General features: G+C 73.6%; 18 protein-coding genes and 1 tRNA gene. 11 read left to right on the top strand and 8 right to left on the bottom strand.

Translation table 11 applies throughout. The annotated features are described in order from the left end of the window. The first annotated feature begins 465 nt into the window (after positions 1-465). On the top strand, positions 466-1653 hold the full coding sequence (locus OOK34_RS15300) for a hypothetical protein (protein WP_267034422.1): 1188 nt from the start codon (positions 466-468) through the stop codon (positions 1651-1653). Here OOK34_RS15300 and OOK34_RS15295 read toward each other — a convergent pair. Continuing rightward, positions 1621-3687: a tetratricopeptide repeat protein gene (locus tag OOK34_RS15295; RefSeq protein ID WP_267034421.1), complete on the bottom strand. Its 2067-nt coding sequence runs from the start codon at positions 3685-3687 to the stop codon at positions 1621-1623. The two genes, OOK34_RS15300 and OOK34_RS15295, sit on opposite strands and share 33 nt — an antisense overlap. 328 nt (positions 3688-4015) lie before the next feature. On the opposite strand from OOK34_RS15295, the gene OOK34_RS15290 reads away from it, so the two are divergent. Further along, complete coding sequence (locus OOK34_RS15290) at positions 4016-4975, top strand: endonuclease/exonuclease/phosphatase family protein (protein ID WP_267034420.1); 960 nt, start codon at positions 4016-4018, stop codon at positions 4973-4975. A 6-nt stretch (positions 4976-4981) separates the two neighbouring features. Here OOK34_RS15290 and OOK34_RS15285 read toward each other — a convergent pair whose 3' ends face one another. Further along, positions 4982-6196, bottom strand: a complete 1215-nt coding sequence (locus OOK34_RS15285) for a cytochrome P450 (protein WP_267034419.1) — start codon at positions 6194-6196, stop codon at positions 4982-4984. Positions 6197-6391: 195 nt separating this feature from the next. On the opposite strand from OOK34_RS15285, the gene OOK34_RS15280 reads away from it, so the two are divergent. Continuing rightward, positions 6392-6464, top strand: a tRNA-Arg gene (locus OOK34_RS15280). A 60-nt stretch (positions 6465-6524) separates the two neighbouring features. Here OOK34_RS15280 and OOK34_RS15275 read toward each other — a convergent pair. From OOK34_RS15275 to OOK34_RS15260, 4 genes are all read right to left on the bottom strand, one after another. Next, entirely contained in the window at positions 6525-7184 is a 660-nt protein-coding gene (locus OOK34_RS15275) for a sortase (protein ID WP_267034418.1), read from the bottom strand. 218 nt (positions 7185-7402) lie between these two features. Continuing rightward, complete coding sequence (locus tag OOK34_RS15270) at positions 7403-7603, bottom strand: hypothetical protein (RefSeq protein ID WP_267034417.1); 201 nt, start codon at positions 7601-7603, stop codon at positions 7403-7405. Between the two features lie 112 nt (positions 7604-7715). Next, a complete protein-coding gene (locus OOK34_RS15265; RefSeq protein ID WP_267036751.1) occupies positions 7716-9416 on the bottom strand; it encodes an MFS transporter in 1701 nt (566 codons plus the stop codon). A 289-nt stretch (positions 9417-9705) separates the two neighbouring features. Next, positions 9706-12402: a D-alanyl-D-alanine carboxypeptidase gene (locus OOK34_RS15260; protein ID WP_267034416.1), complete on the bottom strand. Its 2697-nt coding sequence runs from the start codon at positions 12400-12402 to the stop codon at positions 9706-9708. Between the two features lie 185 nt (positions 12403-12587). Between OOK34_RS15260 and OOK34_RS15255 the strand changes: the two genes are divergently transcribed. From OOK34_RS15255 to OOK34_RS15245, 3 genes are all read left to right on the top strand, one after another. Beyond that, positions 12588-13334, top strand: a complete 747-nt coding sequence (locus tag OOK34_RS15255; protein WP_267034415.1) for a GPP34 family phosphoprotein — start codon at positions 12588-12590, stop codon at positions 13332-13334. Between the two features lie 286 nt (positions 13335-13620). After that, the gene (locus OOK34_RS15250) at positions 13621-14505 is read left to right on the top strand and encodes a helix-turn-helix transcriptional regulator (RefSeq protein WP_267034414.1); all 885 of its coding nucleotides are present in this window, start codon (positions 13621-13623) and stop codon (positions 14503-14505) included. 209 nt (positions 14506-14714) lie between these two features. After that, positions 14715-14927 (top strand): DUF397 domain-containing protein, encoded by a 213-nt coding sequence (locus tag OOK34_RS15245; RefSeq protein ID WP_267034413.1) that lies wholly within the window; start codon positions 14715-14717, stop codon positions 14925-14927. Between the two features lie 105 nt (positions 14928-15032). Here the strand turns inward: OOK34_RS15245 and OOK34_RS15240 are convergent, their stop codons facing one another. Continuing rightward, positions 15033-15875 (bottom strand): hypothetical protein, encoded by an 843-nt coding sequence (locus tag OOK34_RS15240; RefSeq protein ID WP_267034412.1) that lies wholly within the window; start codon positions 15873-15875, stop codon positions 15033-15035. A 253-nt stretch (positions 15876-16128) separates the two neighbouring features. Between OOK34_RS15240 and OOK34_RS15235 the strand changes: the two genes are divergently transcribed. From OOK34_RS15235 to OOK34_RS35495, 3 genes are read left to right on the top strand one after another with little or no spacing between them, the layout of a single operon-like run. Then, positions 16129-18108, top strand: a complete 1980-nt coding sequence (locus OOK34_RS15235; RefSeq protein WP_267034411.1) for a zinc ribbon domain-containing protein — start codon at positions 16129-16131, stop codon at positions 18106-18108. Between the two features lie 39 nt (positions 18109-18147). Then, entirely contained in the window at positions 18148-19371 is a 1224-nt protein-coding gene (locus OOK34_RS15230) for a PLP-dependent aminotransferase family protein (RefSeq protein WP_267034410.1), read from the top strand. Beyond that, positions 19368-19598: a hypothetical protein gene (locus OOK34_RS35495; RefSeq protein WP_353963389.1), complete on the top strand. Its 231-nt coding sequence runs from the start codon at positions 19368-19370 to the stop codon at positions 19596-19598. The genes OOK34_RS15230 and OOK34_RS35495 overlap by 4 nt, the downstream gene beginning before the upstream one ends. Before the next feature lie 9 nt (positions 19599-19607). Here OOK34_RS35495 and OOK34_RS15225 read toward each other — a convergent pair whose 3' ends face one another. Then, positions 19608-21338 (bottom strand): long-chain fatty acid--CoA ligase, encoded by a 1731-nt coding sequence (locus tag OOK34_RS15225; RefSeq protein WP_267034409.1) that lies wholly within the window; start codon positions 21336-21338, stop codon positions 19608-19610. Positions 21339-21455: 117 nt separating this feature from the next. Here OOK34_RS15225 and OOK34_RS15220 point away from each other — a divergent pair, with 117 nt between their 5' ends. After that, positions 21456-22493, top strand: a complete 1038-nt coding sequence (locus OOK34_RS15220) for an AraC family transcriptional regulator (protein ID WP_267034408.1) — start codon at positions 21456-21458, stop codon at positions 22491-22493. A gap of 144 nt (positions 22494-22637) precedes the next feature. Then, positions 22638-23216: a hypothetical protein gene (locus OOK34_RS15215; protein ID WP_267034407.1), complete on the top strand. Its 579-nt coding sequence runs from the start codon at positions 22638-22640 to the stop codon at positions 23214-23216. Positions 23217-23295: the final 79 nt, after the last annotated feature.

Genomic DNA, 23295 nt, shown 5'->3' with positions numbered 1-23295 from the left:
GGCTCCCGGCACGGCGGTGGCTCACGGTGCGGGCCGAGCGCACGGTGCTCGGCGTCATCCACAACGTCACCTCCGCGACCCGGCTGCTGGACGTGCTCGCCGCCTTCGAGGGCGACCCCCGGGTCCGGGTGGTGTTCACCTGCACCGGGTCCTCCGCCTTCGAGGACGGGATCGCCGAATTCGCCTCCGAGCGCGGGCTCTTCCTCATTCCGTGGGAACAGGCGCTTTCCGAGGAGTTCGACCTCGCGGTGAGCACCAGCAGGGGCGGAAACCTGGAGGACATTTCCGCACCGCTCATTGGCACCCCGCACGGCGCCGGATACAATAAAAAACTCAGCCGGAATCCGGAATCCGGAATCCGGAATCCGGAATCCGGAATCCGGGGCAGGGGCAGGGGCAGGGGCTGCGGGCGGGGGCGGGGCCTTCGGGCTGTCCGCCGAGTGGCTGCTGCACGAGGGCCGGGTCGTGCCCGACGCCATCGTCCTCTCGCACGAGGAGCAGCTGGCCCGCCTGGACCGTGACTGCCCCGAGGCCTCCCCGTACGCGCACGTCCTGGGCGACCCCTGCGCGGACCAGCTGGCGGCCTCCGCGCCCTTCCGCGCGGAATACCGCGCGGCCCTCGGAATCCGGCCCGGACAGAAACTCCTCCTGATCACCTCCACTTGGGGCCCCGATTCCGTCCTGGGTTCCTCTTTCGACGTGGTGCGGCGCGCCCTCGCCGAATTGCCGTACGACGAATTCCGGGTGCTGGCCGCCATTCACCCCAACGCCTGGTACGGCCACGGCGGCTGGCAGATCCGTACCTGGCTGGAGCCCTGTCTGCGTGCCGGGCTGCTGCTGCCGCCGCCCGCCGGGGACACCTGGAAGGCCGCGCTGTGCGCCGCCGACGCCTACATCGGGGACCACGGCTCGCTCTCCCTGTACGCCGCCGCGCGCGGCCTGCCCGGGCTGCTGGCCGGCTTCGGCGAGGACACCGTCGCCCCCGGCTCGGCCATGGCCTGGCTCGGCGGGCGGCTGCCCCGGCTGGACCCCTTCGCCCCGCTGGCCGGGCAGCTCGCCCGCGCCGTGGCGGTGCCCGGGGCGGCAGAGCGGGTGACCTCGCGCCCCGGGCGGTCGGCGGCCCTGCTGCGCGCCCTGTGCTACCGGCGGCTGGGGCTGCCCGAGCCGCCGTCCGACTGCGTCCCGCGGCCGGTCGCGGTGCCGCCCGGGCCGGGCGCCGGCCGCGGCCCGGCGGGGCCGCCGCTGTACGTGGACGCCGCCGTCGCCGGCCGGGAGGTCCGGCTGCGCCGCTACCCCGCCGAGCCGCAGGGGCACGGCACCGCCCACCTGGGGCCCGACCCGCACGCCGTGGCCGACGCGGCGGAACCCGACCCGCGGTGGCGGGGGCGGGCGGACGTGCTGCTGGCCCGGGCGGGGGCGGACCCGGCGGAGCTGCTGGCCCGCTATCCGGGGTGCGCGCTGGTGGCGGGGCCGGGGGGCCGGCTGGTGCTGCGGGACGGGCGGGAGTTCGCCGCCTCGGGTACGGACGACCCCGCGCTGGCCGGCTCGGTGCTGCTGGCCCTGCTGGGCGCGGACGCCGACCCGCGGGGCGAGGTGGCCCTGCGGGTCGGGGACGCCGTGTCAGCGCTGCGGCTCACCCGGCTCGGAGGGTAGGCCGCGGGGGGCGCGGGCCAGCCGGACGCGGGCCTCCTCCGCCCGGACGCTGCCCAGCTCCGTGTACCGCTCGAGGGCGTACCGCCAGTCCGCCCGGGCGGCTGCCGCGTCGCCCAGGGCGAGCCGTACGTCGCCTCGTACGAGAAAGGCGTCGGCCCGGTCGACGGTCCGCTCCGTGAGGGCGGAGAGGGCCTCCCCCAGCGGGCCTTCGGCCGCCTCGGGCCGGCCCGCCGCGAGGTGGGCCCGGGCGAGGCGGAGCCGGGTCTTGGCCGCGTTGCCGGTGTCGGGGCGCTCCAGCGCCAGGAACCGCCGCAGCGCCTCCCCCAGGTGCGCGGCGGCCTCCTCGTGGCGCCCGGCGGCACTGGCCGCGTTGCCCCGGTGGTACTCCAGCAGGGCGTGGCCGCGCGGGTGTTCCACATCGCCGAGGGCGGCTCGGGCCCGCCCGTACAGCTCGAGGGCGCCGAGCGGGTCCCCGGACCTGGCCGCGAGCTGCCCGAGCCCCTCCAGGGCGGAGGACTCGGTGCGGGCGTGCCCGATGCGGCGGGCGCACTCGCGGGCCTTGTCGTACTGTTCGCGGGCCTCGGCGAGGTCCTCCGCCGAGCCCCGGTCCGCGAGGGCGAAGGCCAGCTCGAAGTGGGCGCGGGCCAGGGCGAGTCCGTCGCCGGTGCGGCCGGCCGCCTCGACGGCCGGGCGGACGATGTCGATCCACAGGCTGTGGTGGCCGCGGCTGAAGAACAGCCCGTGCACGGCCTCGGCGAGCTGGCACAGCGCGGCGGGGTCGGCGGCCGCGCACCGGCGGGCGACGGCGGCGAGGTTGTGCCGGTCGGGCTCGAGGGCCGCGACGGCGGCGGCCTTGTCCTGCCCGAACACCGCCTTCAGCGCCTCGGGTTCCGCGAAGAGCGGCCCGTGGTGCCAGCGCCCGGAGAGCGTGTGCTCGGCGGCCGCCGCGCGGCGCAGGTACCAGTCGGTGACGAGCCGCTCGTTCTCCCGTTCCTCGGCGGCCCCCAGGACCCGGGCGTGCCCGTGCAGCGCCCCGTTGAGGCGCGAGCGCGCGGGCGCGGCCCGCTCCAGCAGCCCCGCCGCGTACAGCCCGGCCAGCGCGCCGGGGGCGAGGGCGTCGAGGAACGCGTCGGCGAACTCCGGCCCGGGATGCGCCCCCAGCAGCCGCAGGCCGCGCTGCGCGGCCGGGTCGAGGGCCGCGTACGCCAGGTCGAGGGACACCCCGATCACCTCCAGGACCGACGGCTGCCCGGCGACGCGCGCCGCCAGCCCCTCGACCCCGCCGGACAGCGGGTCGGCGGCCTGCGCGGCGGCGATCCGCACCACGAGCGGCAGCCCCGCCGCGGCCCGGATGACCGTCCCGAACGCGGCGGCGGAGGCGTCGGCCTCCTCCCCGGCCACGGCGCGGAACAGTTCGGCGCAGGCCTCCTCGGGGAGTTCCCCGACGCCGATCCGCACCGGGAGCCGGTCCGGGGCGAAGGCGCCCAGGCGGAAGCGGCTGGTCATCACCACCATGCTCGCGGGGTGTCCGGGCAGCAGCCGGGCCACGTCGCTCGCCCGGGCGACCCCGTCGAGGACGACCAGGACGGGCTCGGCGTCCGTGAGCCCCCGGAAGCGGGCGGCGAGCTCCGCCTCGGTGGCGGGGAGTTCGGCGCGCGGGGCGCCGGTCATGCCGATGAACGACTCGAGTACGGCCGCCGGTTCGGGGGTGGCGCCGAGCCCGTCGGGGCTCATCTCGGCGTAGAACGCCCCGCCGGGGAACTCCCCCTGGCGCCGGCGGGCCCAGTGCAGGGCGAGTCCGGTCTTGCCGGCCCAGGGTGTGCCGTGCAGCAGGACGAGGAGCGGGGTGGCGCGCTGGTGCCGGGTGGCGAGCAGCTCGTCCAGCCGGGCGCGGTGGGTTTCGCGGTCGACGAACCCGTCGGGGCCGTGGGGCAGCATGCGCGGTACGAGGGGCGCGCGCGGGGCGATGGCGCCGGCCATGAAGACGGGGCCGTTGAAGGTGCCGCCGGAGATGCTGTTGTTCACCGAGTCCACCCGGCGCAGTGTCCCAGCCCCGGCCCCCGGACGGCGCCCTTCCACCACATCCCGGCCGACCATGACCGAAACCCGCCCTGCGGGCGGCGCGCGCGGCGGCGTACGGGCGCACCGGCGGCCGGGGTACCGGCGGCCCGGCGGCCCGGCGTACCCGGCGTACGGGCGGCCCCGCAGCCCGGGTACCGGCGGCCCGGCCTCCGTATCACCGGCCGGGACGGCAGAACCTCCGGCCCGCCGGGCGCGTCACCAGGGGCATGACCACGTACGCGATGCTCCGCAGCCGCCCGCTCCCGGGGACGAACGGGCCCGGCCGGGCGGGGCGCAGGCCGTGAGGCGCCCCCGTCCGCGCCCCCGCCCACGCCCCCGCCCCGCTCGCGGGCACGTCCTCGCGGCGCTCGCCGTCCTGACCGCCCTGCTGATGCTGCTGCACCCCTGGATCCCCAGCAGCCCGGCGACCGGCAACCTCGGCAGCCTCGTGCAGACCTTCCTCCCCTGGACCGGCCTCGCGGTGCCCGCGCTGCTGGCGGCCGCCCTCCTGCGCCGCTCCCGGCGCGCGCTGGTGGCCGTACTGCTGCCCGCCCTCGCCTGGACCTGGCTCTACGGGACCACCCTGGCCGACGGCGCCCGGGGCGGCCCGGCCGACCTCAGCGTCGTCACCCACAACGTGGACGACGCCAACCCCGACCCGGCCGGCACCGCCCGGGCCGTCGCCGCCTCCGGCGCGCAGCTGATCGCCCTGGAGGAGCTGACGCGGCCCGCGCTGGACACGTACGAGCGGGAGCTGGCCGCGAGCCACCCGTACCACGTGGTGCAGGGCACGGTCGGGCTGTGGAGCACCTTCCCGCTGCGCGACCCGGGCGGTACGCCGATCGTGCCGTGGCGGCTCCTGCTGCGCGCCACCGCCGAGACCCCGAAGGGGCCCGTCACGGTGTACGTGGCCCACCTGCCCTCCGTCCGGCTGGGCGCGGGCGGCTTCACCACGGAGCGCCGCAACGAGGCCGCCCGCAACCTCGACGCGCAGCTGCGCGCCGGCCCGGGCGGGCGGACCCTGCTGGTCGGGGACTTCAACGGGACCACGGCGGACGGTGCGCTGGCCCCGGTGATGGAACGTTTCACCGCCGCCCAGGAGTCGGCGGGCGCCGGGTTCGGTCTCAGCTGGCCGGCGCGGTTCCCGGTGGCCCGCATCGACCAGATCCTGGTCCGGGGCGGGCTGACCCCGCTCTCGGCGTGGACCCTGCCGGCCACCGCGAGCGACCACCTCCCGGTGGCGGCGTCACTGCGGTACTGACGGCGTTCACCGACTGCCGGTGACCGGCAGCGCCCGCAGCGCGTGGAACCTGAAGGTGGTGCTCCACTCCAGCGCCTCGGCGGTGACGCCGAGCCGCATCCCCGGCATCCGGCGGAGCAGGGCGCCGAGGCCCAGGGTGACCTGCATCCGGGCCAGCGGCGCGCCGAGGCAGTAGTGGAGGCCGTGCCCGAGGGCGAGATGGCCCTTGTCGGCCCGGCCGATGTCGAAGCGGTCCGGCTCGGGGTAGCGGGCCGGGTCGCGGTGGGCGGAGGCGAGCGAGAGCAGCACGGTGTCGCCCGCGGGGATCCGTACGCCGCCGATCTCGACCGGCTCGGTCGGGAAGCGGCGGATGGCGGTGTGGTTGGCGTGGGCGTACCGCAGCAGTTCCTCGACGGCCTCGGGCAGCAGCTCGGGACGCTCCCGCAGCGCGGCCAGCTGTCCGGGATGGGTGAGCAGGGCGAACAGCCCGTTGCCGAGCAGGTGCTGGACGTTCTCGCTGCCGGCCATGAGGATCAGGAACGCGAGCGACACCAGCTCGTCCTCGTTCAGCCGGTCCTCCGCGTCGCGGGCGGCGATCAGCCCGGAAAGGACGTCCCCGCCCGGGGCGGCGCGCCGCGCGGCGACGAGCCCGACGAAGAAGCGGTGCATCTCCTGTACGGCGCCCGCGAGTTCCTCACGGCTCGCGGGGGTGAGCATGCCGGCCACCCACCGGGAGAACCGCTCCCGGTCGCCCTCCGGGACGGCGAACAGATCCCCGATGACCTTCAGCGGCAGCGGCCTGGCGAACTCGGCGACCACATCGGCCACCCCCTCGCCCTCGACCCGCGCCACGAGCCGGTCGGCGAATCCGTCCACCGCGGCCTGGACCGAGGCCCTCATCCCCTCGACGTGGCGGGGAGTGAACCCCTGGGCGACCAGCCGGCGCAGCCGCAGGTGGTCCTCGGCGTCCATGTTGAGCAGATTGGCATCCAGCGCCGGAGGCAGCGAGAACCCCTTGAACCCGCTCCCCGAATGCTTCTTGTCCACCGACAGCCGCGAGTCGGCCAGCCCCTCGCGCACATCGGCCTCGCGCGTCACCAGCCACACCGCCGCCCCGTCGGGCAGCGCGACCCGGTGCACGGCCCCCTCGGCGCGCAGCCGCGCGTACACCCCGTAGGGATCGCCCGCAAAGCCCGCCCCGAACGGCTGCGCCAGAACACCCACTTCACCGGTACCGCTCATCGGCTTCCCCCACCTCTTCCCCCGACAGCCCCACACCCGCCGGATCCCGCACCAACCCTACGATCTTGACCGACGCCCCCACCGAGCCACCACCGCCGAGCCGCCGCCGCCGAGCCGCCGCCGAGGGCTCGACGCCATATGGGGGCGCATCCGCACAGCACGATCCGCTAGGCTGTCGGTGGCCAGTCGGCTACTGCCTTCGTAGCTCAGGGGATAGAGCACCGCTCTCCTAAAGCGGGTGTCGCAGGTTCGAATCCTGCCGGGGGCACAGACGAGAAGACCCCCAGCCGATCATGGCTGGGGGTCTTTGCCGTTGGTGGTGGCGGGGTCAGGCCACCAGGTCGGCGTAGAGGATGACGTTGTTCGTGCGGTGGCCGTTCTTGATGTCGCCGCCGCAGGTGAGCAGGCGGAGTTCCGGGCGGTCGGTGGCTCCGTAGACCTTGTCGGTGGGGAAGCGGTCCTTGTTGACGTCCTCGATCTCGCGGATCTTGAACTTGGCCGTCCTGCCGTCCTCGCGCGGGACCTCCACAAGGTCGCCGAGCTTGATCTTCTTGATGTCCTTCATCAGGGCCGGGCCGTGCCTGGTGTCGAAGTGGGCGACCAGGACGGAGACGCCCTTCTCGCCCGGGGTGGCGCCCTCGGTCCACCAGCCCGGGTCGTTCGCGGCGGTGTCCGGGTCGGGGACGCCGAGTTCGCCGGTGGCGGGGTCCACCTTGAGGTCGACCATCCTCTTGGCGTTCACGCCCGCCGCGTCGATCTTCATGCCGGTCGGCTTCGACCGCTCCAGCGCCGGAGCGGTGTCCGGCGCCGGGGCGGAGGCGGTGCTGCCGACCTTCGGGTCCGGCGGGAGCTGGGCGGCGGCGGTGCCGCAGGCCGTGAGGCCGCCGGTGACGGTGACGGCCAGGGCGGTGGCGGCGACGGCACGCCGCCGGGCAAGGGTGAGGGGCGCACCGGCCGCGACGGCGGCGGTACGGAAGGTGGCGCGCATGTGGAGGTTCCCCTCGGATCGGTCGGTCGTCGTCGCCCGCTTTGGGTTGTTTGCCCTGGCGACGAGAGCGACCTTACGAGGGCCACGTTCAGGTAGTGCGTCGGCAATGTAACGGTTGTCCGGATGGTCTCGAGCGGACACGTAAAGGCCCTCCCGGCCGGGCCGGGAGGGCTGCTCACGTCATTGCTGGGGACATGACTGGGGACAACGGGCGCCCGTCAGCTGAGACCTCTGCTGCGTTCGCCGATCCGGTCGCCCTGCGGGGTACCGGCCCGCTTGAGGGCCGCCTTGGTGTGGGCCCCGCCCTTCACCTTGCTGCGGATCGGACCTTCGAAGCCGTGACCGTGCGCGGGCGGCTGGAGCCGTTCCGCCACCTTCGCGATCGCCACCTGGACGTCCTGCTTCTGCTCTTTGCTCATCCCGTCGTCAACTCCCTCGGGAAGCACCCAATCGGACTACTGGGATCGTATGCAGATATAGGGACGGATGCACCCGGACCGGTCGTAACGATTTCGGGGCGCGGGTGGCGGGTCAGGGGCGCGGCGGGGTGCCCAGGGTCTTCACGAGCAGCTCCTCCGGGCAGGGCGTGCCGCGCGGGAGCTGGTACTTCGCCGCGATCCGGTACTCGCCCGGCGCCGGGGCCAGCAGCTCCGTCCACACGTCCCCGGAGGCGTCCGGGGCGGCTTTGAAGAGGCACCCGGACGTGTTCTCGTACGCCTTCACCGCCCCGGCGGCGGCCTCGCCCCGCGCCTGCGGGGGCTCCACCGCCTTGCCCGCGCCGTCCACCAGCCCCAGCCACGGGGAGTGCGGGATCCGCACCAGCACCCGGCCGGGCGCCGAGACGTCGACGACCAGCTGGTCCGCGCCCGCCCGCAGCACCCGGGCCGGTCCGGCGACCAGGTTCGTGGGATCGTCCACCGCGAAGAGCCGCCAGTTCTGGTCGCCCCACACCTGCCGCAGGTACGGGAGCCCCTCGCGCACCAGCTTCGCCTCGGCCTGCCCGCCCGAGTCGGGTTTACCGGCGGGCAGCACCACGTAGTGCACGGCCCAGCGCTCCAGCCAGGCCCGGTAGCTCTCGGCGGTGAGGGTGTCGTCGTAGAAGAGCGGGTTGCGCTCCAGGTCGGCCTGCCGGTTCCAGCCGCGCGCGAGGTTCACGTACGCCGGGAAGGCGGAGGACTCCCGGTGGCTGCTGGCGGGGACCACCTCGACCCGGCCCCGGTCCGCCCCGGCCTTCTGGAGCTGGTCGACCAGCGGGGCCAGCTCGCGGTTCCAGGCGGCGACCGGGGTGGTGCGGACGATGTCGGTGACGCTGTTGGTGGTGATCCAGACGGTCAGCCCGGCGAACGCGAGCAGCAGCGCGCGCCGGCGCCGGGTGCGCGCGGCCTCGTACGGGAGGGCGGCGAGCAGCACCGCCCCGCCGAAGAGCATGACCAGCCGGGTGACGTTCGAACCGACCTGGGAGTCGATCGCCCAGGTCAGGAGCACCCCGGAGGTGTACACGGCCGCGGCGACGCGGACCGTCTTCCACCCCTTGGGCACGAGGAGGGCGATGGCCAGCCCGATGGCGGCGGGCAGCGCGGCCGAGCCCAGCTTCATCGGCTGCGTCCCGGAGAAGGGGAACAGCCACGCCGAGAGCCCGACGACCGCCGCCGGGGCCAGCCCGAGGGCGTACGCGCCCGGGCGCCGCCGGGTCAGGAACAGCGCGGCGGCGATCACCCCGAGGAACAGCCCGGCCACCGGGCTCGCGGCCGTGGCCAGCCCGGCGAGCGGCGCGGCGACGGCGGCCTTGGCCCAGCGCCGGCGGGCCCACGCGCGGGGCCAGCAGAAGACGGCGGCGACGGCCCCGAGCGCGAAGAGCGTGCCGAGCCCGAAGGTGACCCGGCCGGACAGGGCGTTGCACAGCAGCCCGTAGGCCCCGGCCAGGGCCGGCCACAGGGGGCGCCGGACGGCTCCGCGGCAGCGGGTCAGGATCAGCGCGAGGAGCCCGGCCGAGCAGGTGCCGGCGATCATCATCGTGGTCCGGACGCCCAGCATGTGCATGACGTACGGGGACACGACGCTGTACGAGACCGGGTGCATGCCCCCGTACCAGGCGAGGTTGTACGCCGTGTCGGGGTGCCGGCCGACGAACTCCGCCCAGGCGTCCTGCGCGGCGAGGTCGCCGCCGCTGTTGGCGAAGCAGAAGAACCAGACGACGTGCAGGACGGCCGCCGTGGCGGTGGCCAGGAGCACGGGGTGGCGGTGCGCCCAGCCGAGCGCGCGGGCCGCGGCGCCGGCGGGCGGGGTGGCGGCGGGCGGGGTGGCGGCGGGCGGGGTGGCGGCGGGCTTCGGCCCGGGCGCGGGCGCGGCGGCGGGCCCGGGCGCGCCCGGCTCCGGCTCCGGCTGCCCGGGCCTGCGCTGCTCAGCTGTGGTCACGACCGACGCTCTCTCCCGACACCGACACGACTCCCTGGACGCGGCGCGGCGCCCCGGGGTTGATTGCCCGGGGCGCCGCGCCGCTCCCGCGATCAGACGACCCGGATCAGCCGATCCGGGTCAGCTTGCTGCCGAAGCCCGGGGTCTCCAGTGCCCGCTGGAGCGCCACCGGCACCTTCACCTGGCTGACCCCGTCGCCGACGGTCAGCACGCCGACCTCGGTCCCGGCCTGGGCCGACTCCGGGATCTTGGTGCCGCCGTCGCCGAGCTTGATGTCCACGGTCAGCGAGGACCAGCCGACCGCCTGGACGTCGGCGGTGGCGACGACCGGCGTGTGGCCGCCGAGCCCGTCGTCCACGTAGCCCACGACCTGGCCCTTCTTCACGACGGGCGCGCCCTGGAGTTCCTTCTGGGTGGCGATCAGCAGCGACTTGCTAGCGGCGATGACGCTGTCGATGATCGGCGGCTTGTGCTGTCCGAGGACCGCGCCGACGATCAGCTGGTTGGTGTCGCCGACCTTCTTCTGGGCGGCGAAGAGGAGGTTTCCGCCGGCCTTGGTCGTCGTACCGGTCTTGATGCCGAGGGAGTCGTTGAAGGGGACCAGGCGGTTCCAGTTGGGCCACGCCTTGCCGGACGGGTCGGTCCAGCTCGGCATGCGGGTGATATCCACCAGCGCCGGGATCTCGACGATCTTCAGCCCGAGCTTCACCTGGTCCTCGGCGGTGCTGACCGTGGTCGCGTCCAGGCCCGAGGGGTCGGTGTAGGTGGTGTTCGTCATGCCGAGCTGCTTGGCGGTGTCGTTCATCTTCTTGACGAACGCCTCCTGGGAACCGGAGTCCCAGCGCGCGAGCAGCCGTGCGATGTTGTTGGCCGAGGGGATCATGAGGGCCGCGATCGCGTCGTACTCCGAGATCTTGTCGCCCTCCTTGACCGTGTTGAGGGTGGACTCGTTGTCCGACTTGTCCTTCTGACCCTCGGTCTCCGCGGTCTTGTCGACGTCGATCATCGCGCCCTTCTCCCCCTTCTTGAAGGGGTGGTCGCGCATGATGATGTACGCCGTCATCGACTTGGTGACACTGGCGATCGGCACGGGCTTCTGCTCGCCGGAGGTGCCGATCGTGCCGAGGCCGGCGGCGGCCATGGAGGCCTGGCCCTCGGTGGGCCAGGGCAGGTTCGGGTTCCCGCCGGCGAAGGTGTACGTGGCCTTCGCGGTCATCTGGAGCTTCGGCGCGGGCAGCGGGCGCACCAGCTGCACGACGGCGATCACGATGGCCAGGAGCAGCACGATCGGCGCGTAGATCTTGAACCGCCGGATCGCGGTGCGGACCGGGCTGGGCGGCGGGGGCGGGTTGTTGGTGAGGTCCGCCAGCATGTCGAGCGGCGGCCTGGGGGGCAGCGGCTGCTGGGTGGTGCGCTCGCTGGGGTCCAGGCGGGGCGCGGCCGGCGGCGGCGGGGTGGGCTTCGCGGCGGGCTTCGCGGCGGGGGCGGACCCCTCTTCGCCGCGCAGCGGTACGAAGGCGCTGACGCGCCGGTCGCCGTCGGCGGCGGGCTTCGCGGCGCGCGGGTCCCCCGCCGGGGGCGAGGCCGGCTTCTTGGCGTCGGCCGGCGCGGAACCGGGCTTGACGGCACGGAAGACGGCGGTCCGCTCGCTGTCGTCGCCGGGCTTCGCCGAGTCGGCCTTCGCACCGTCCGCCGAAGCGGAATCCGGCTTCTTGGCATCGGCCGGCGCCGAACCGGGCTTCACCGCACGGAAGACGGCGGTGCGCTCGGTGTCCGCGGCAGGCTTCGCATCATCCGACTTAACCGAGTCGGCCTTCGCGGCATCCGCCGAACCGGAATCCGCCTTCTTGGCATCGTTCGGCCCGGAACCGGGCTTGACCGCACGGAAGACCGCCGTGCGCTCACTGTCATCGGCGGGCTTCGCCGCGCGCGGGTCCTGCGAGGGCTTATCGGCGTCCGCGGAAGGGGAATCCGGCTTCTTGGCGTCAGCCGGCGCGGAACCGGGCTTCGCGGCACGGAAGACGGCCGTGCGCTCGGTGTCGGCGGCAGGCTTCGCGTCATCCGGCTTCGCCGAAGCGGAACCAGGCTTCGGCGCACGCGGGTCCTGCGACGGCTTCTCCCCGTCCGGGGCCGGGTCCGGCTCCGACGTCACCACACCGAACGCGGTGGTACGTACATCCCCGGACGACTTCCCCGACGGCTTCTCGGCATCCGCCGGCGCGGAACCAGGCTTCACGGCGCGGAAGACGGCGGTGCGCTCGGTGTCCGCGGCAGGCTTCACGTCGTCCGGCTTCGCCGAATCGGCCTTCGCCGCATCCGCCGAAGCGGAACCGGGCTTCGCGGGACGCGGATCGGCATCCGCCGAAGCGGAACCCGGCTTCACGGCGCGGAAGACGGCGGTGCGCTCGGTGTCCGCGGCAGGCTTCGCATCGCCCGGCTTCGCCGAATCGGCCTTCGCCGCATCCGCCGAAGCGGAACCCGGCTTCGCCGCACGCGGATCGGCCTCGTCCGTCGAAGCGGAACCTGCCTCCCGGGCCGGGGCGGCCTGGCGGACCACGCCCGCGGCCGGCGGCGGGTCCACCCGGCCGGGGGACGGCCGTGAGGGGGCGGCGACGGCCTCGATGGCCTCGGTCTCCGTACCCGCGTCCCCGTCCGGCCCCGCCGCCGCGGCGGGCTCGGCCGTGGCGACCCAGGCCGCCACCGCCTCCTTCAGGGGGTCTCGCGGCTGGAAGACCGACAGCCTCGGGTCCTGCTCCCCGGACGCTCCTTCATCTACCGACTTGTCGGGGGACTCGCCCGCCACCGTTCCTCCTCGATCGCCGTCCGGTCACTGTCCGAACCGTCTAACAGTGTCCCGTCTAGGGGGCATCGCCCACGTGCTAGACGAGAACGACATAGCTACTGGTTCCCGCACAAAGCGTCCAGGCACTCTCGACAGATGAATGTGAGAGGCGTCACCCTGTCACTCATCCACGCGGGGAGGCATGGATGGGCAAGAGCCGCAGAACGATTCCGGAGGAGCTCCTGCTGCTCGCTTTGGACCCGGCCACGGGTACCACGGCGCAGCCGCAGTCGCTCGACCTCGGCCTGGCCGGGGCACAGCTAGTGGAGCTGGCTCTGGCAGGACGGATAGCCCCTGACGGGGATCGTATCGCCGTGGTGATGCCACGGCCGACAGGAGATCCGACTCTGGACTCCGCACTGGAACTGCTGCGCAGGCGCGGCAGCCCGGTACGGGCCGTCCACTGGATCGGCGGACCCCGGCTGGGGCTCCGCCAGATTTACCTCGCTCACCTGGAGCGCTGCGGCATGGTGCATGCCGTCGCGGGACAGATGTGCGGGGTGCTGCCGACGACTCGCTACCAGGCGACCGACACGGCGATCAGCCGGGAGATCCGTGCCCGGCTGGACACTGCGATCCGCACCGGCGTACCGCCGGACCCGCGGACCGCGGCGCTCGCCGCGCTGGCCCATGCGGTCGGACTCGGCAAGCACCTGTACCCCGGCAACGAGGGGCGGTCGTCCAGGTCCCGGCTGCGGGACCTGATCCGGCACGACCCGATGGGCGGTCTCGTGGCGCACGCCGTCATGGACGTCCAGAACGGCGTGGCGGCACAGCCGCGCCGCGACCGTGCCGCCGCCCAGCCACAGCCGGCCGTCCGGGCCACGGCGACCAGCGGTGTTCCGCTGCAGCCGCGCCGGACGGGCGCGATGGCCCGCGCGGCCGCGCACTGAGCACGGGCACGAGCACACGCATGACCAGAAGCACCCGCACGACCCGCGACACCCCTTGATCCACCAGCGGGGCACGCATGATCCACGACACCGCGACCGGCGGTCCCCCAAAGACCCGGTCGCGGAGCCGCCCGTACGTGGGGTGGCGCGGCCGGCGTACCGGTCGCGCCACCCCACGTGGCTTTTCCCACGCGTTCCCCAGCGCCGTCGCACCCTTCGGTGGCAGTCTGCTGAACACCAGACACTCAGCGAGACAGCGACAGAAGAAGGCGGAGGTGCCGTTCACGTGGCGTCCAATGTCAATCCCACCGTCCGACGCCGCCGACTGGGCATGGAGTTGCGCAAGCTCCGCGAGGACAAGGGCATGACGGCCGAGCAGGTCGCCGAGCGCCTCCTCGTCTCCCAGTCCAAGATCAGCCGCCTGGAGAACGGCCGCCGGTCCATCAGCCAGCGCGACGTCCGCGACCTGTGCGAGGTGTACGAGGTCGACGACCCCCGGCTCGTGGACTCGCTCATGCAGATGGCCAAGGACTCCCGCCAGCAGGGCTGGTGGCACGCCTTCGGCGACATCCCGTACAGCGTCTACATCGGCCTCGAGACCGATGCCGCCAGCCTGCGCACCTACGAGCCGCAGATGGTCCCGGGGCTGCTCCAGACCCCCGAGTACGCCCAGGCCCTGATCCGCGGCGCGCTGCCGGAGACGGCTCCGGCCGATGTGGAGAAGCGCGTGCAGGTCCGCATGCACCGCCAGAAACGGTTGTCCGAGACCGACAACAACAATCCGGACGTCGGTCCGCTGCGCCTGTGGGCGGTGATCGACGAGGCGGTGCTGCGCCGGCACGTGGGCGACGCGCAGTTGATGGTCCGGCAGCTGGAGTACTTGATAGAGCAGTCGCAGCAGCCGTACATCACGGTGCAGGTGATGCCCTTCACGATGGGTGCCCATCCGGGGGTCAACGGGCAGTACGCAATTCTGGAATTCCCGGACGCCTCGGACTCGACGGTCGTCTACATCGAGGGCGTCACGAGCGATTTGTACCTGGAGAAGGCCAACGACGTTCAGAAATACAGCGTGATGTACGAGCACCTGCGCGCCCAGGCGCTCAACGTCGACCAGACCAGGCAGTTCATCTCCGACATCATCGACCAATACGCGGGCAAGGCGAAGTGACGAACTGCCCTGAGAGGGCCTGAAGTGGCGAGGGGGCCAGCACGGTACACCGTCGGTCCCCGGCCACAGAAGGCCTGAATGGAATATGCCACCCGGTCGAGTGAATGCCTCCTTCAGCCATCGAGAGCTGCCGGTAGCGTCGATCACGTCAGCCGGGGAAATCTCCGGCCGGCACGCAACCGGAACTACTCGCTGAACCGGAGAAGAACATGGCTATTCGTCAGGGCGGCACGGAAAACTGGACCAAGTCCTCCTACTCCGGCGGAAACGGGGCCTGCGTCGAGGTCAAGTCCCCCGTCATGGAGGCCATCGCCGTCCGCGACTCGAAGGTGCAGGACGGTCCGTCCGTCACCTTCGCGCCGGGTTCCTGGACCTCCTTCGTCACCGATGTCGTCGAGGGCGGACTGGGGCGCCTCGCCTGAACGTCGCCACCAGCACCACCCGCACCCCCCGCACCTCGTACGGAGCCCTCTCGACCGGCCCGCCGTCCTGGCCGAGAGGGCTCGGCCATGCCCGCCGCCGCGGCCTCAGCGCAGCTGGTCCACGTACCGGTCGGTCCCCGGCACCGTCGGGATGAACGGCGCCACCAGTTCCACCCGCCCCAGCCCCGACTCCGCGACCTCCGCGTCCAGCCCCTGGAAGCGGTCCCAGCAGGTGCGCGGGTCGGCCTCCAGGAACCACAGCAGGGTGAGCCGGCTGTCGACCCCCTCGACCTGCTTGACGTAGGTCATCCGGTCCCCGGGCAGCGGGGTCGGCCGGAAGAGCGTCACCATCGCCGCGGGCGAGCCGGACAGCCGCCGCGGCAGGGCCCGGGAGCGCAGCCACTCCAGTAGCTCCGCCCGCCGCCCGGGCCCGTCGGCGTCGACGACCTGGAGCACGAGCCCGGCGTAGGGGTGGTCGAGGGCGTGGAAGTCCCGGGGGCCGGCGGCCCCGTCGCGGTAGACGGTCGCCTCGTGGTCCTGGAAGGCCGTGAAGACGTGCGTGCGGTCCTGGTAGACCCGGCCGTCGCGGTTCAGCCGCTTGTTGATGCCGACCGTCCACTTCATGTGCTCGTCGTAGCGGCCCTCGGTCACCCAGTACGTGGAGAGGTAGCACCCGGCGGTGACGGGCTGGGCGACGGCCGATTTCTCGGGGTAGCGCAGCTCCTGGAGTTCACGGGTGGCCACCCAGCGGCGGCCCGCGTACATCCAGGGCATGGCCATGGCGCCCGCGTAGTAGTGGTCGTCCTCGTACCAGCGGTTGTAGGCGTACTCGTGGCCCGGGTGCGGCTCCACCATGGTGATCAGGGCGTGGCCGGGGCGGACCCCGTACGGGCCGACGGCCGCGAGTTCCGCGTAGGCCCCGGGCCGGGTGTCTTCGTCTCTCGTCATGACACCGGTCTATCTGACAAGTCATCAGTTGGGGAGAGGCCGGACGGCGTTCACCTCGTGGACAGGCAGGTGCCTTATGCATCTTTCCTCGCTAGGCTCACGAGGTTCCTTACGCATCCGTAGTGATCGTCACGACTCTCTCGTCCTGCTGTTCGGCCGGTGTCGGTTGTGGGTTCGTTGGTCGAATGGGTGACCTTTCGTATGGGGTGTCGTCGATCGGATGACAGTACGGGTGTGGGGGGGAGGGTGAGCGTTGAGTCGGAAGGTGCCGCTCGCCGGGGGCGAGACCGCCTGGACCGCTTGTGCCCGTGGCCTGCTGCGGGCGGGCGTGGATGAGGTGAGCGGTGAACTGCTGACCGCTTCCGCGCTCGCGGATCGTGTCGGCTGGTGTGCCTCTCTGGTCTCCGGCATGAGCGCCAAGCTGCTGACCGCGCACTGGAACGCCGCCGACGTGACTGTGCTCGCGTCCGGGGAGGACGGCGGGGGCAGGAAGCTGCCGTCGAACGCCTGGATGGCGCTGCGCCGGCTGGGCTGGACCGTCGTGCCGCCAGAGGGTGTTCGGGTCAATGACCGGATCGTTCGGATGGCGCAGGAGCAGGCCGGACGCGTCCTGCGGTCGGTCAAGTGGCGCGCCGACCTGACCGCAGCAGTCATCGATAACTGGCCCGCCGACCCCTTCAAACGGATGGGTCAGGAGTGGGACGCCGTCCGTGAGGCCGCCCCGGGCGGGCGGCATCTGCCGTCGACCGTCATCAAGTCCCGCACCCGGCAGGTCCTCACGTTCGTCAAGAAGCACGACGTCATGCCCGCCGGTCTGTTCGAGATGGAGAGCGCGCCCCGGGTGGCGCAGATGCTGCTGCTGTCGGCGTGTGACGGGCAGCAGGCCACCATCGAGCGGGCGGATACACCAGGCCGGGCGCTGCTGCGCTTGCAGCTCCCGACCCGGCCTGACCCGCAGTCCTACAAGGACTGGACATGGGTGGCCTGCCCCATCAAGCTGCCCCCGACGATCCCCGTGAACGCGGTACTGCACCTGCCCACGCTGTGCCTGCACCGGGGCCGTGTCCGCGCTGATCTCGCGTACACCCACGCCGTCCCGAAGGCAGCCCGCAGCGGGCACACCGTCGCGCTCGGGGTGGACTGGGGCCTCAACACCCTGCTCTCCTGCGGGGCCGCGAGGCTCCCTAGCGACGGGCGGATCACCGCCCTCGGGACTGGAGGCATGTTCCGGGCAGCCGGTGTCCTGGCCAAACAGCACCGCCTGCGCCGCCAGGGCGAGCATCTGAATGCCAAGTCCGACCACTACGAGCGGCTCACCACCGGAGATGAACAGCACCCGCTGGCCGCCAAGCACACCGTTCTGCGCGAGGAGATCAGCCGGGTCTGCGCACGCCGCTCGAACCTGAACGACGCGCTGGCCTGGGCCGCCGCCAGGTGGGCGGTCGACCAGGCCATCGCCGCCCGGGCGAGCGTCATCTACGTCGAGGACCTGAGGTCGATGGAAGCCCGCGGTATGGGCCGCACCCTCAACACACGCCTCTCCCAGCAGATACGCGGCCAGATCACCGACCACATGCGGCACCTCGCCGCCGAGGCAGGCATCGCCGTCGTCACGATCCCCGCGAGGAACACCTCCAAGCACTGCCCGCGATGCCTCACCCCGCTGCGGCACTGCAAATCCCCCGACCGGCCCACCACACCCGGCTGGAAGTGGGCCGCCTGCCCGAGTCCCGGCTGCGGCTGGCAGGGCGATCGTGACCACGGCGCGTGGCAGCGCATCGCAGCCCGCGGCCTGGCCCACCAGGCGAAGACCGTGACCGACCGCACCACGGGCGCCATGGCCGTCCGCACCGTCATCGACCGACTCGAAACAAACGCGGTCATCACACCCACGCCGCCGAAGCCCAGCCCGCCGGACCGGACCAAGACCGGACCCACCCGGCACCAGACAACACGTCCGACGCCCAGGCGACGCCGGACACCCTCCCCTGCCAGGCCCCCGGGCCCGGCAGGCCAGCGTCCGGAGGGACACGCTCACACGGACCGGAAACGACTGCCCCGCGCAGCCCACCGGCACCAGGACGTGACAACGATCAGCACACCCACCACCAGCCGACACCGGCCACGAGGGGCAGCACTGGGCGCCGGATTCCACCTCCACGCCCACGCCACCCCACCACGGTGGGAAATCCCACTGCCAGACACCACGTCTGACACGGGATCGCTCAGCTGATCAGAGACGCTGCGGCCACCCGCCACCGAAGGAGCCCCCATGCGCCCTGGCACCACCGCCGCCCCGCAAGCCGCCGCACCGCACGCCGCACTGCCCGCCTTCGCCGCCCGCGCGAGCACCGTGGGCGCCTCGCCCGTACGGGAGATCCTCGCGCTCACCGAACGCCCCGGGGTGATCTCCTTCGCCGGGGGCCTGCCCGCCCCCGAACTCTTCGACACCGCCGGCCTGCGGGCAGCGTACGAGGCCACCCTCACCGGAACCGGAGCCGCCCGGGCCCTGCAGTACTCCACCACCGAGGGCGCCCCCGAGCTGCGCGCGGCCGTCGCCGCCCGGGCCGGGGCGCGCGGCCTGGCCACCTCGGCGGACGAGGTGCTGATCACCACCGGCTCCCAGCAGGGGCTCACCCTCCTCGCCGCCACCCTCCTGGAACCCGGCGACACGGTGCTCGTGGAGAACCCCACCTACCTGGCGGCCCTCCAGTGCTTCGGCCTGGCCGGAGCCCGCGTCATACCCGTCCCCTGCGACGGGCAGGGCCTGCTCCCCGACGCCCTCGCCGAGATCACCGCCCGGGAGCGGCCGAAGCTGCTCTACACCATCCCCACCTTCCAGAATCCGACCGGGCGCACCCTGCCGGGAGAGCGCCGGGCCGAGGTGGCCCGGATCGCGGCCCGCCTGGGGCTGTGGCTGGTGGAGGACGACCCGTACGGCGACCTCCGCTACGAGGGCGCCCACCGGCCCTGGATCGCCGCCCACCCGGGCGCGGAGGACCGTACCGCCCTGCTCGGCAGCTTCTCCAAGGTCATGGCCCCGGGGCTGCGGCTGGGCTGGCTGCGCGCCCCCTCCGCCCTGCGCCGCGCGGCGGTGGTCGCCAAGCAGGCGGCGGACCTGCACACCTCGACGGTGGACCAGCTGGCCGCCGCCCACTACCTCGGCGCCCACGACCTCGACGCCCACACCGCCCGGGTCCGGGAGGCCTACCGGGCCCGGCGCGACGCCCTGCTGGCGGGACTCGGCGGGGCGCTCCCGGCGGGCTCGGAGTGGAACCGCCCCGAGGGCGGCATGTTCGTCTGGGCCCGGCTCCCCGAGGGGTACGACGCGGGCGCCCTGCTGAAGTCCGCCGTCGCGCACGAGGTGGCCTACGTCCCCGGAGCCCCCTTCCACACCGGCACCCCGGACCCCCGCACTCTGCGGCTGTCCTTCACCACGCACACCCCGGAGGAGATCACCGAGGGCCTGGCCCGCCTGGCCCGCGCGCTGGCCTGAGCCCGGAAGTTCGCCCCTCGCCCCTCGACCCTCGGTCTTCGGTCTTCAACCCCGTCGACAACGTCTGGGCGACGCTGCCCCCGCTGCCCACCGCCCGTTCCTTCCTGGCCGGGGCGAGCGCGCCCTGCCCGGTTGCCCTGAGCCGCACGTGCGTCTACGCCATCGGCGGCCAGGACGGCGGCGGAAACGTCGTGAACACCGTGGAGGCCTTCGACATCGAGAGGTGACACGGGTCCTCAGGCCCCGTACAGCTCCTCGATCTCGGCGGCGTAGCGGCGGGCCACCTCCGCGCGGCGCAGTTTCAGGGTCGGGGTGAGGGTGCCGGCCCGGACCGAGAACTCCTCGTCCAGGACGCGGAAGGCGCGGATCCGGGCCGGGCGGGAGACGGTGGCGTTGGCCTCGGCGACGGCCTGCGCCACCAGGGCCCGTACCGCGGGGTGGGCGGCCGGGCGGGGGCCGAGGTCCAGGGACTCCCGGTCCGCCCATGCGGTGACCTCCTGGGCGTCCAGGGTGATCAGGGCCACCGGGTGGGGGCGCCGGTCGCCGATCAGGACGGCGCGGGAGACGAAGCGGGAGGCGCTCTGGACGGCGAACTCCACCTCGGTCGGGGTGATGTTCTTGCCGGCCGAGGTGATGATCAGCTCCTTCTTGCGGCCGGTGATGGTCAGGAAGCCGTCGCCGTCCAGTTCGCCCAGGTCCCCGGTGTGCAGCCAGCCGTCCGCGTCCAGGGCCTCGGCCGTCGCGGCGGGGTTCGCGTGGTAGCCGGGGAAGACCATCGGGCCGCGGGCGAGCACCTCCCCGTCCGGTGCGATCTCCACCTCGCAGCCCTCGATCGGCCGGCCCACCGTGCCGTGGCGGACGGCGCCCGGGTGGTTGAGGCTGATGACCCCGCCGGACTCGGTCATCCCGTAGCCCTCGAACACCCGGATCCCGCAGGCGCGCAGGAAGTCCAGGGTGGCCGGGGCGATCGGGGCTCCGCCCGTGAGGGCCCACTTCAGCCTGCCCCCGAAGGCGTCCCGGACCAGGGAGTACAGGGACTTCTCCGCGGCCTCGTACTGCGCCCGCAGCGACTCCGGGAGCCGGCCGTCGGCCGCCAGCACCCCCAGCCGCACCGCCTCCTCGAAGCGCTCCCGGCCGCCCTCCTGCCCCTCCGCCAGCCCCAGCACCACCGCGTGCACCTTCTCGAACAGCCGGGGCACCGACGGCAGGTGCGTGGGCCGGGCCTGCGCCAGCTCGGCCACCACCGCCTCCACCCGGCCCCCGAAGTAGCACAGCTCCCCGCCCTCCAGCAGGGTGGTGAACTGGATCAGCTGCGCCAGCAGGTGCGCCAGCGGCAGGTACAGGTACGTGGAGTCCCCCGGCCCGCCCTGGACCAGGGGCAGGGTGGCGTCCTGGATCGCCCCGAGGTTGCCGTGCGTGAGCCGGCACCCCTTCGGCAGGCCCGTGGTCCCCGAGGTGTAGACGATCGCGGCGTCCGCGTCGGGGGTCACCGAGGCGGCCCGCGCGGCCAGTTCGGACTCCGTGGCCCCCGGCGGCCCGGCCGGCGCGTCCATCCGTACGACCTCCCGCAGCGCGGGGAGCTTGGACCGCAGCGCCTCCACCCGGGCCGCCTGGGCCGCGTCCTCGCAGACGGCCACCACCGCCTCCGAGTCGCCGAGCACCCAGGCCAGCTCCTCCTCCCCCGCCGTCGGGTAGACCGGCACCAGGACCGCGCCCGCCGCCAGGATCCCGAAGTGGGCGTACGTCCACTCGGGCCGGGTCTCCGCGAGCACCGCCACCCGCTCCCCGGCCCCGACGCCCAGCCCCAGCAGCCCCCGCCCGGCCTCCCGTACGGCCGCGCCGAGTTCGGCGTACGTCCGGGTCCGCCAGCCCCCGTCGGGTGCGCGGAAGCGGAGCGCCGTGCCGGGCCCGTACCGCCGCCCGGTCCACTCGGTGAACACCGCCAGCGTGCTCGGCCGACCGTCCATGGCATGCCCTCCCCGGATAGGTGTCCCCCGATGGTGGGCGCCCCCGGGCCCGGTCCGGCATGACCGGAAGCGTCACCCCCGCTGACCGCAGCGCTCATTGGGGCTACCGTCGGAGCCATGGGGAGGCAGACGATCACCGTGCACCACGTGCGCGCCGTGCTCGCGGGGGCGCGGCGGGGCGGCTTCGACCTGGTGCCGCTGCTCCAGGAGGCGCAGATCCCGCCGCTGTTGCTCGGCGACGACCGGGCGCGGATCACGCCGGCGCAGTTCGCGCGCCTCTTCCGGGCCCTGTACCGGACCACGCAGGACGAGTTCCTCGGGCTGTCCGCCGTCCCGAGCCGCCCGGGCACCTTCGCGATGATGTGCCACGCCTGCCTGGGCTGCCGGGACCTCGGCGCGGCCGTGGAGCGGGCCGCCGTGTTCTACGGGCTGTTCCCGGGCGGGCCGGAACTGGCCCTGGAAACCGGCGGCGGGCAGGCGCGGTTCACCGTGCGCAACGACTTCGAGCGGGACGAGGTGGGGGCCCCTCCCAGCGGTAGCTGGGGGAGCTTCCTCACCGAGTGCGTGCTCGCGATCTGGCACCGGCTCAGCAGCTGGCTCGTCGGGCGTCGCATCCCCCTGGCCCACGCCTCCTTCGCCTATCCCCCGCCGCCGCACGAGGGCGAGTACGGCACCCTCTTCGACTGCCCGGTCCGCTTCGGTGCGGAGCGGACGGAGGCCGTCTTCGACGCGCACTGGCTGACCGCTCCGCTGGTACGGGACGACGCCGCGCTCGACGCGATGCTCCGCCGGGCCCCCTTCGACCTGCTGTCGCGCCCCGAGTACGGGACCACGGTCGCCGAGCAGGTACGCCGGACCCTGACGCGGCGGCTGCGCGGCGCGCCGCGGCTGCCCGAGCTGGGGGAGGTGGCGGCCGGCCTCGCCGTCTCCCCGGCGACCCTGCGGCGCCGGCTCCATCAGGAGGGGACCTCCTTCCAGCAGCTCAAGGACCATGTGCGGCGGGACGCGGCGATCGCGGGGCTGGCCGAGAGCGGGGAGCCGATCGCGGAACTCGCCGCCCGGCTGGGGTTCTCGGAGGACACCGCCTTCCACCGCGCCTTCCGCCGCTGGACGGGGACCACCCCGGGCGCGTACCGGATCGCCTCGGGCGGGTAGTGCGGGGGCGCGGGGTTCCGGCAGGACGCACCACCGGGCGCGCCCCGGACTACGTTGACTACGCACCGTACTGACGTAAATACTCAACGTGGCGAACGCCCGCTCGGGCTCCGCCACGGGTTTCGCCGGTGGAGAGGTGGACGCATGGGCTTCCTGACAGTGGGCGAAGGAAATCCGCGACCGGACCGCAGGGCCGTGCTCACCCGCGCCCTCGGCGTGGCGGCGGCCGGCCTGACCGGCGGCGCGCTGGCAATGGGGGTGGCGGGTCCCGCGGCCGCGTCGGCCCGCGCGAACCAGGCGGACTGGCGGTTCTGCAGCAAGTGCTCCGGCATGTTCTTCCGCGGCTACGCCGACGACGGCACCTGCCCGGCGGGCGGCGGCCACGACTCGGCCGGCTACAACTTCAACCTCCCGCACGACGTCCCCGCGACGTCGAGGGCCCAGCGCGACTGGCGCTTCTGCAGCAAGTGCTACGGGCTCTTCTTCCACGGGTACCCCACCTCCTCCGGTGTCTGCCCGGCGGGCGGCGGCGGCCACGCTCTGGCCGGGTACGACTTCGTCCTGCCGCACGACATCCCGCAGACCGCGAACACGCAGCGCGACTGGCGCTTCTGCCGCAAGTGCTACGGCCTCTTCTTCTGGGGGTACCCCACCAACGGCTCCTGCCCGGCGGGCGGCGGGCACTTCGCGGCCGGGTACGACTTCGTACTGCCGTACCTGTGACAGTCGGCGGGGCGCCGGGGTGGGAGTCCCGGTCAGGAAAGGTGAGCTGCACGGTCAGCGACATGCCGACCGGTCGGTC

It is taken from the genome of Streptomyces sp. NBC_00091, assembly GCF_026343185.1.
Classification (GTDB): Bacteria; Actinomycetota; Actinomycetes; order Streptomycetales; family Streptomycetaceae; genus Streptomyces.
The sequence above is the reverse complement of the archived record's forward strand: the minus strand, read 5'-3'. Positions and strand labels throughout refer to the sequence as shown.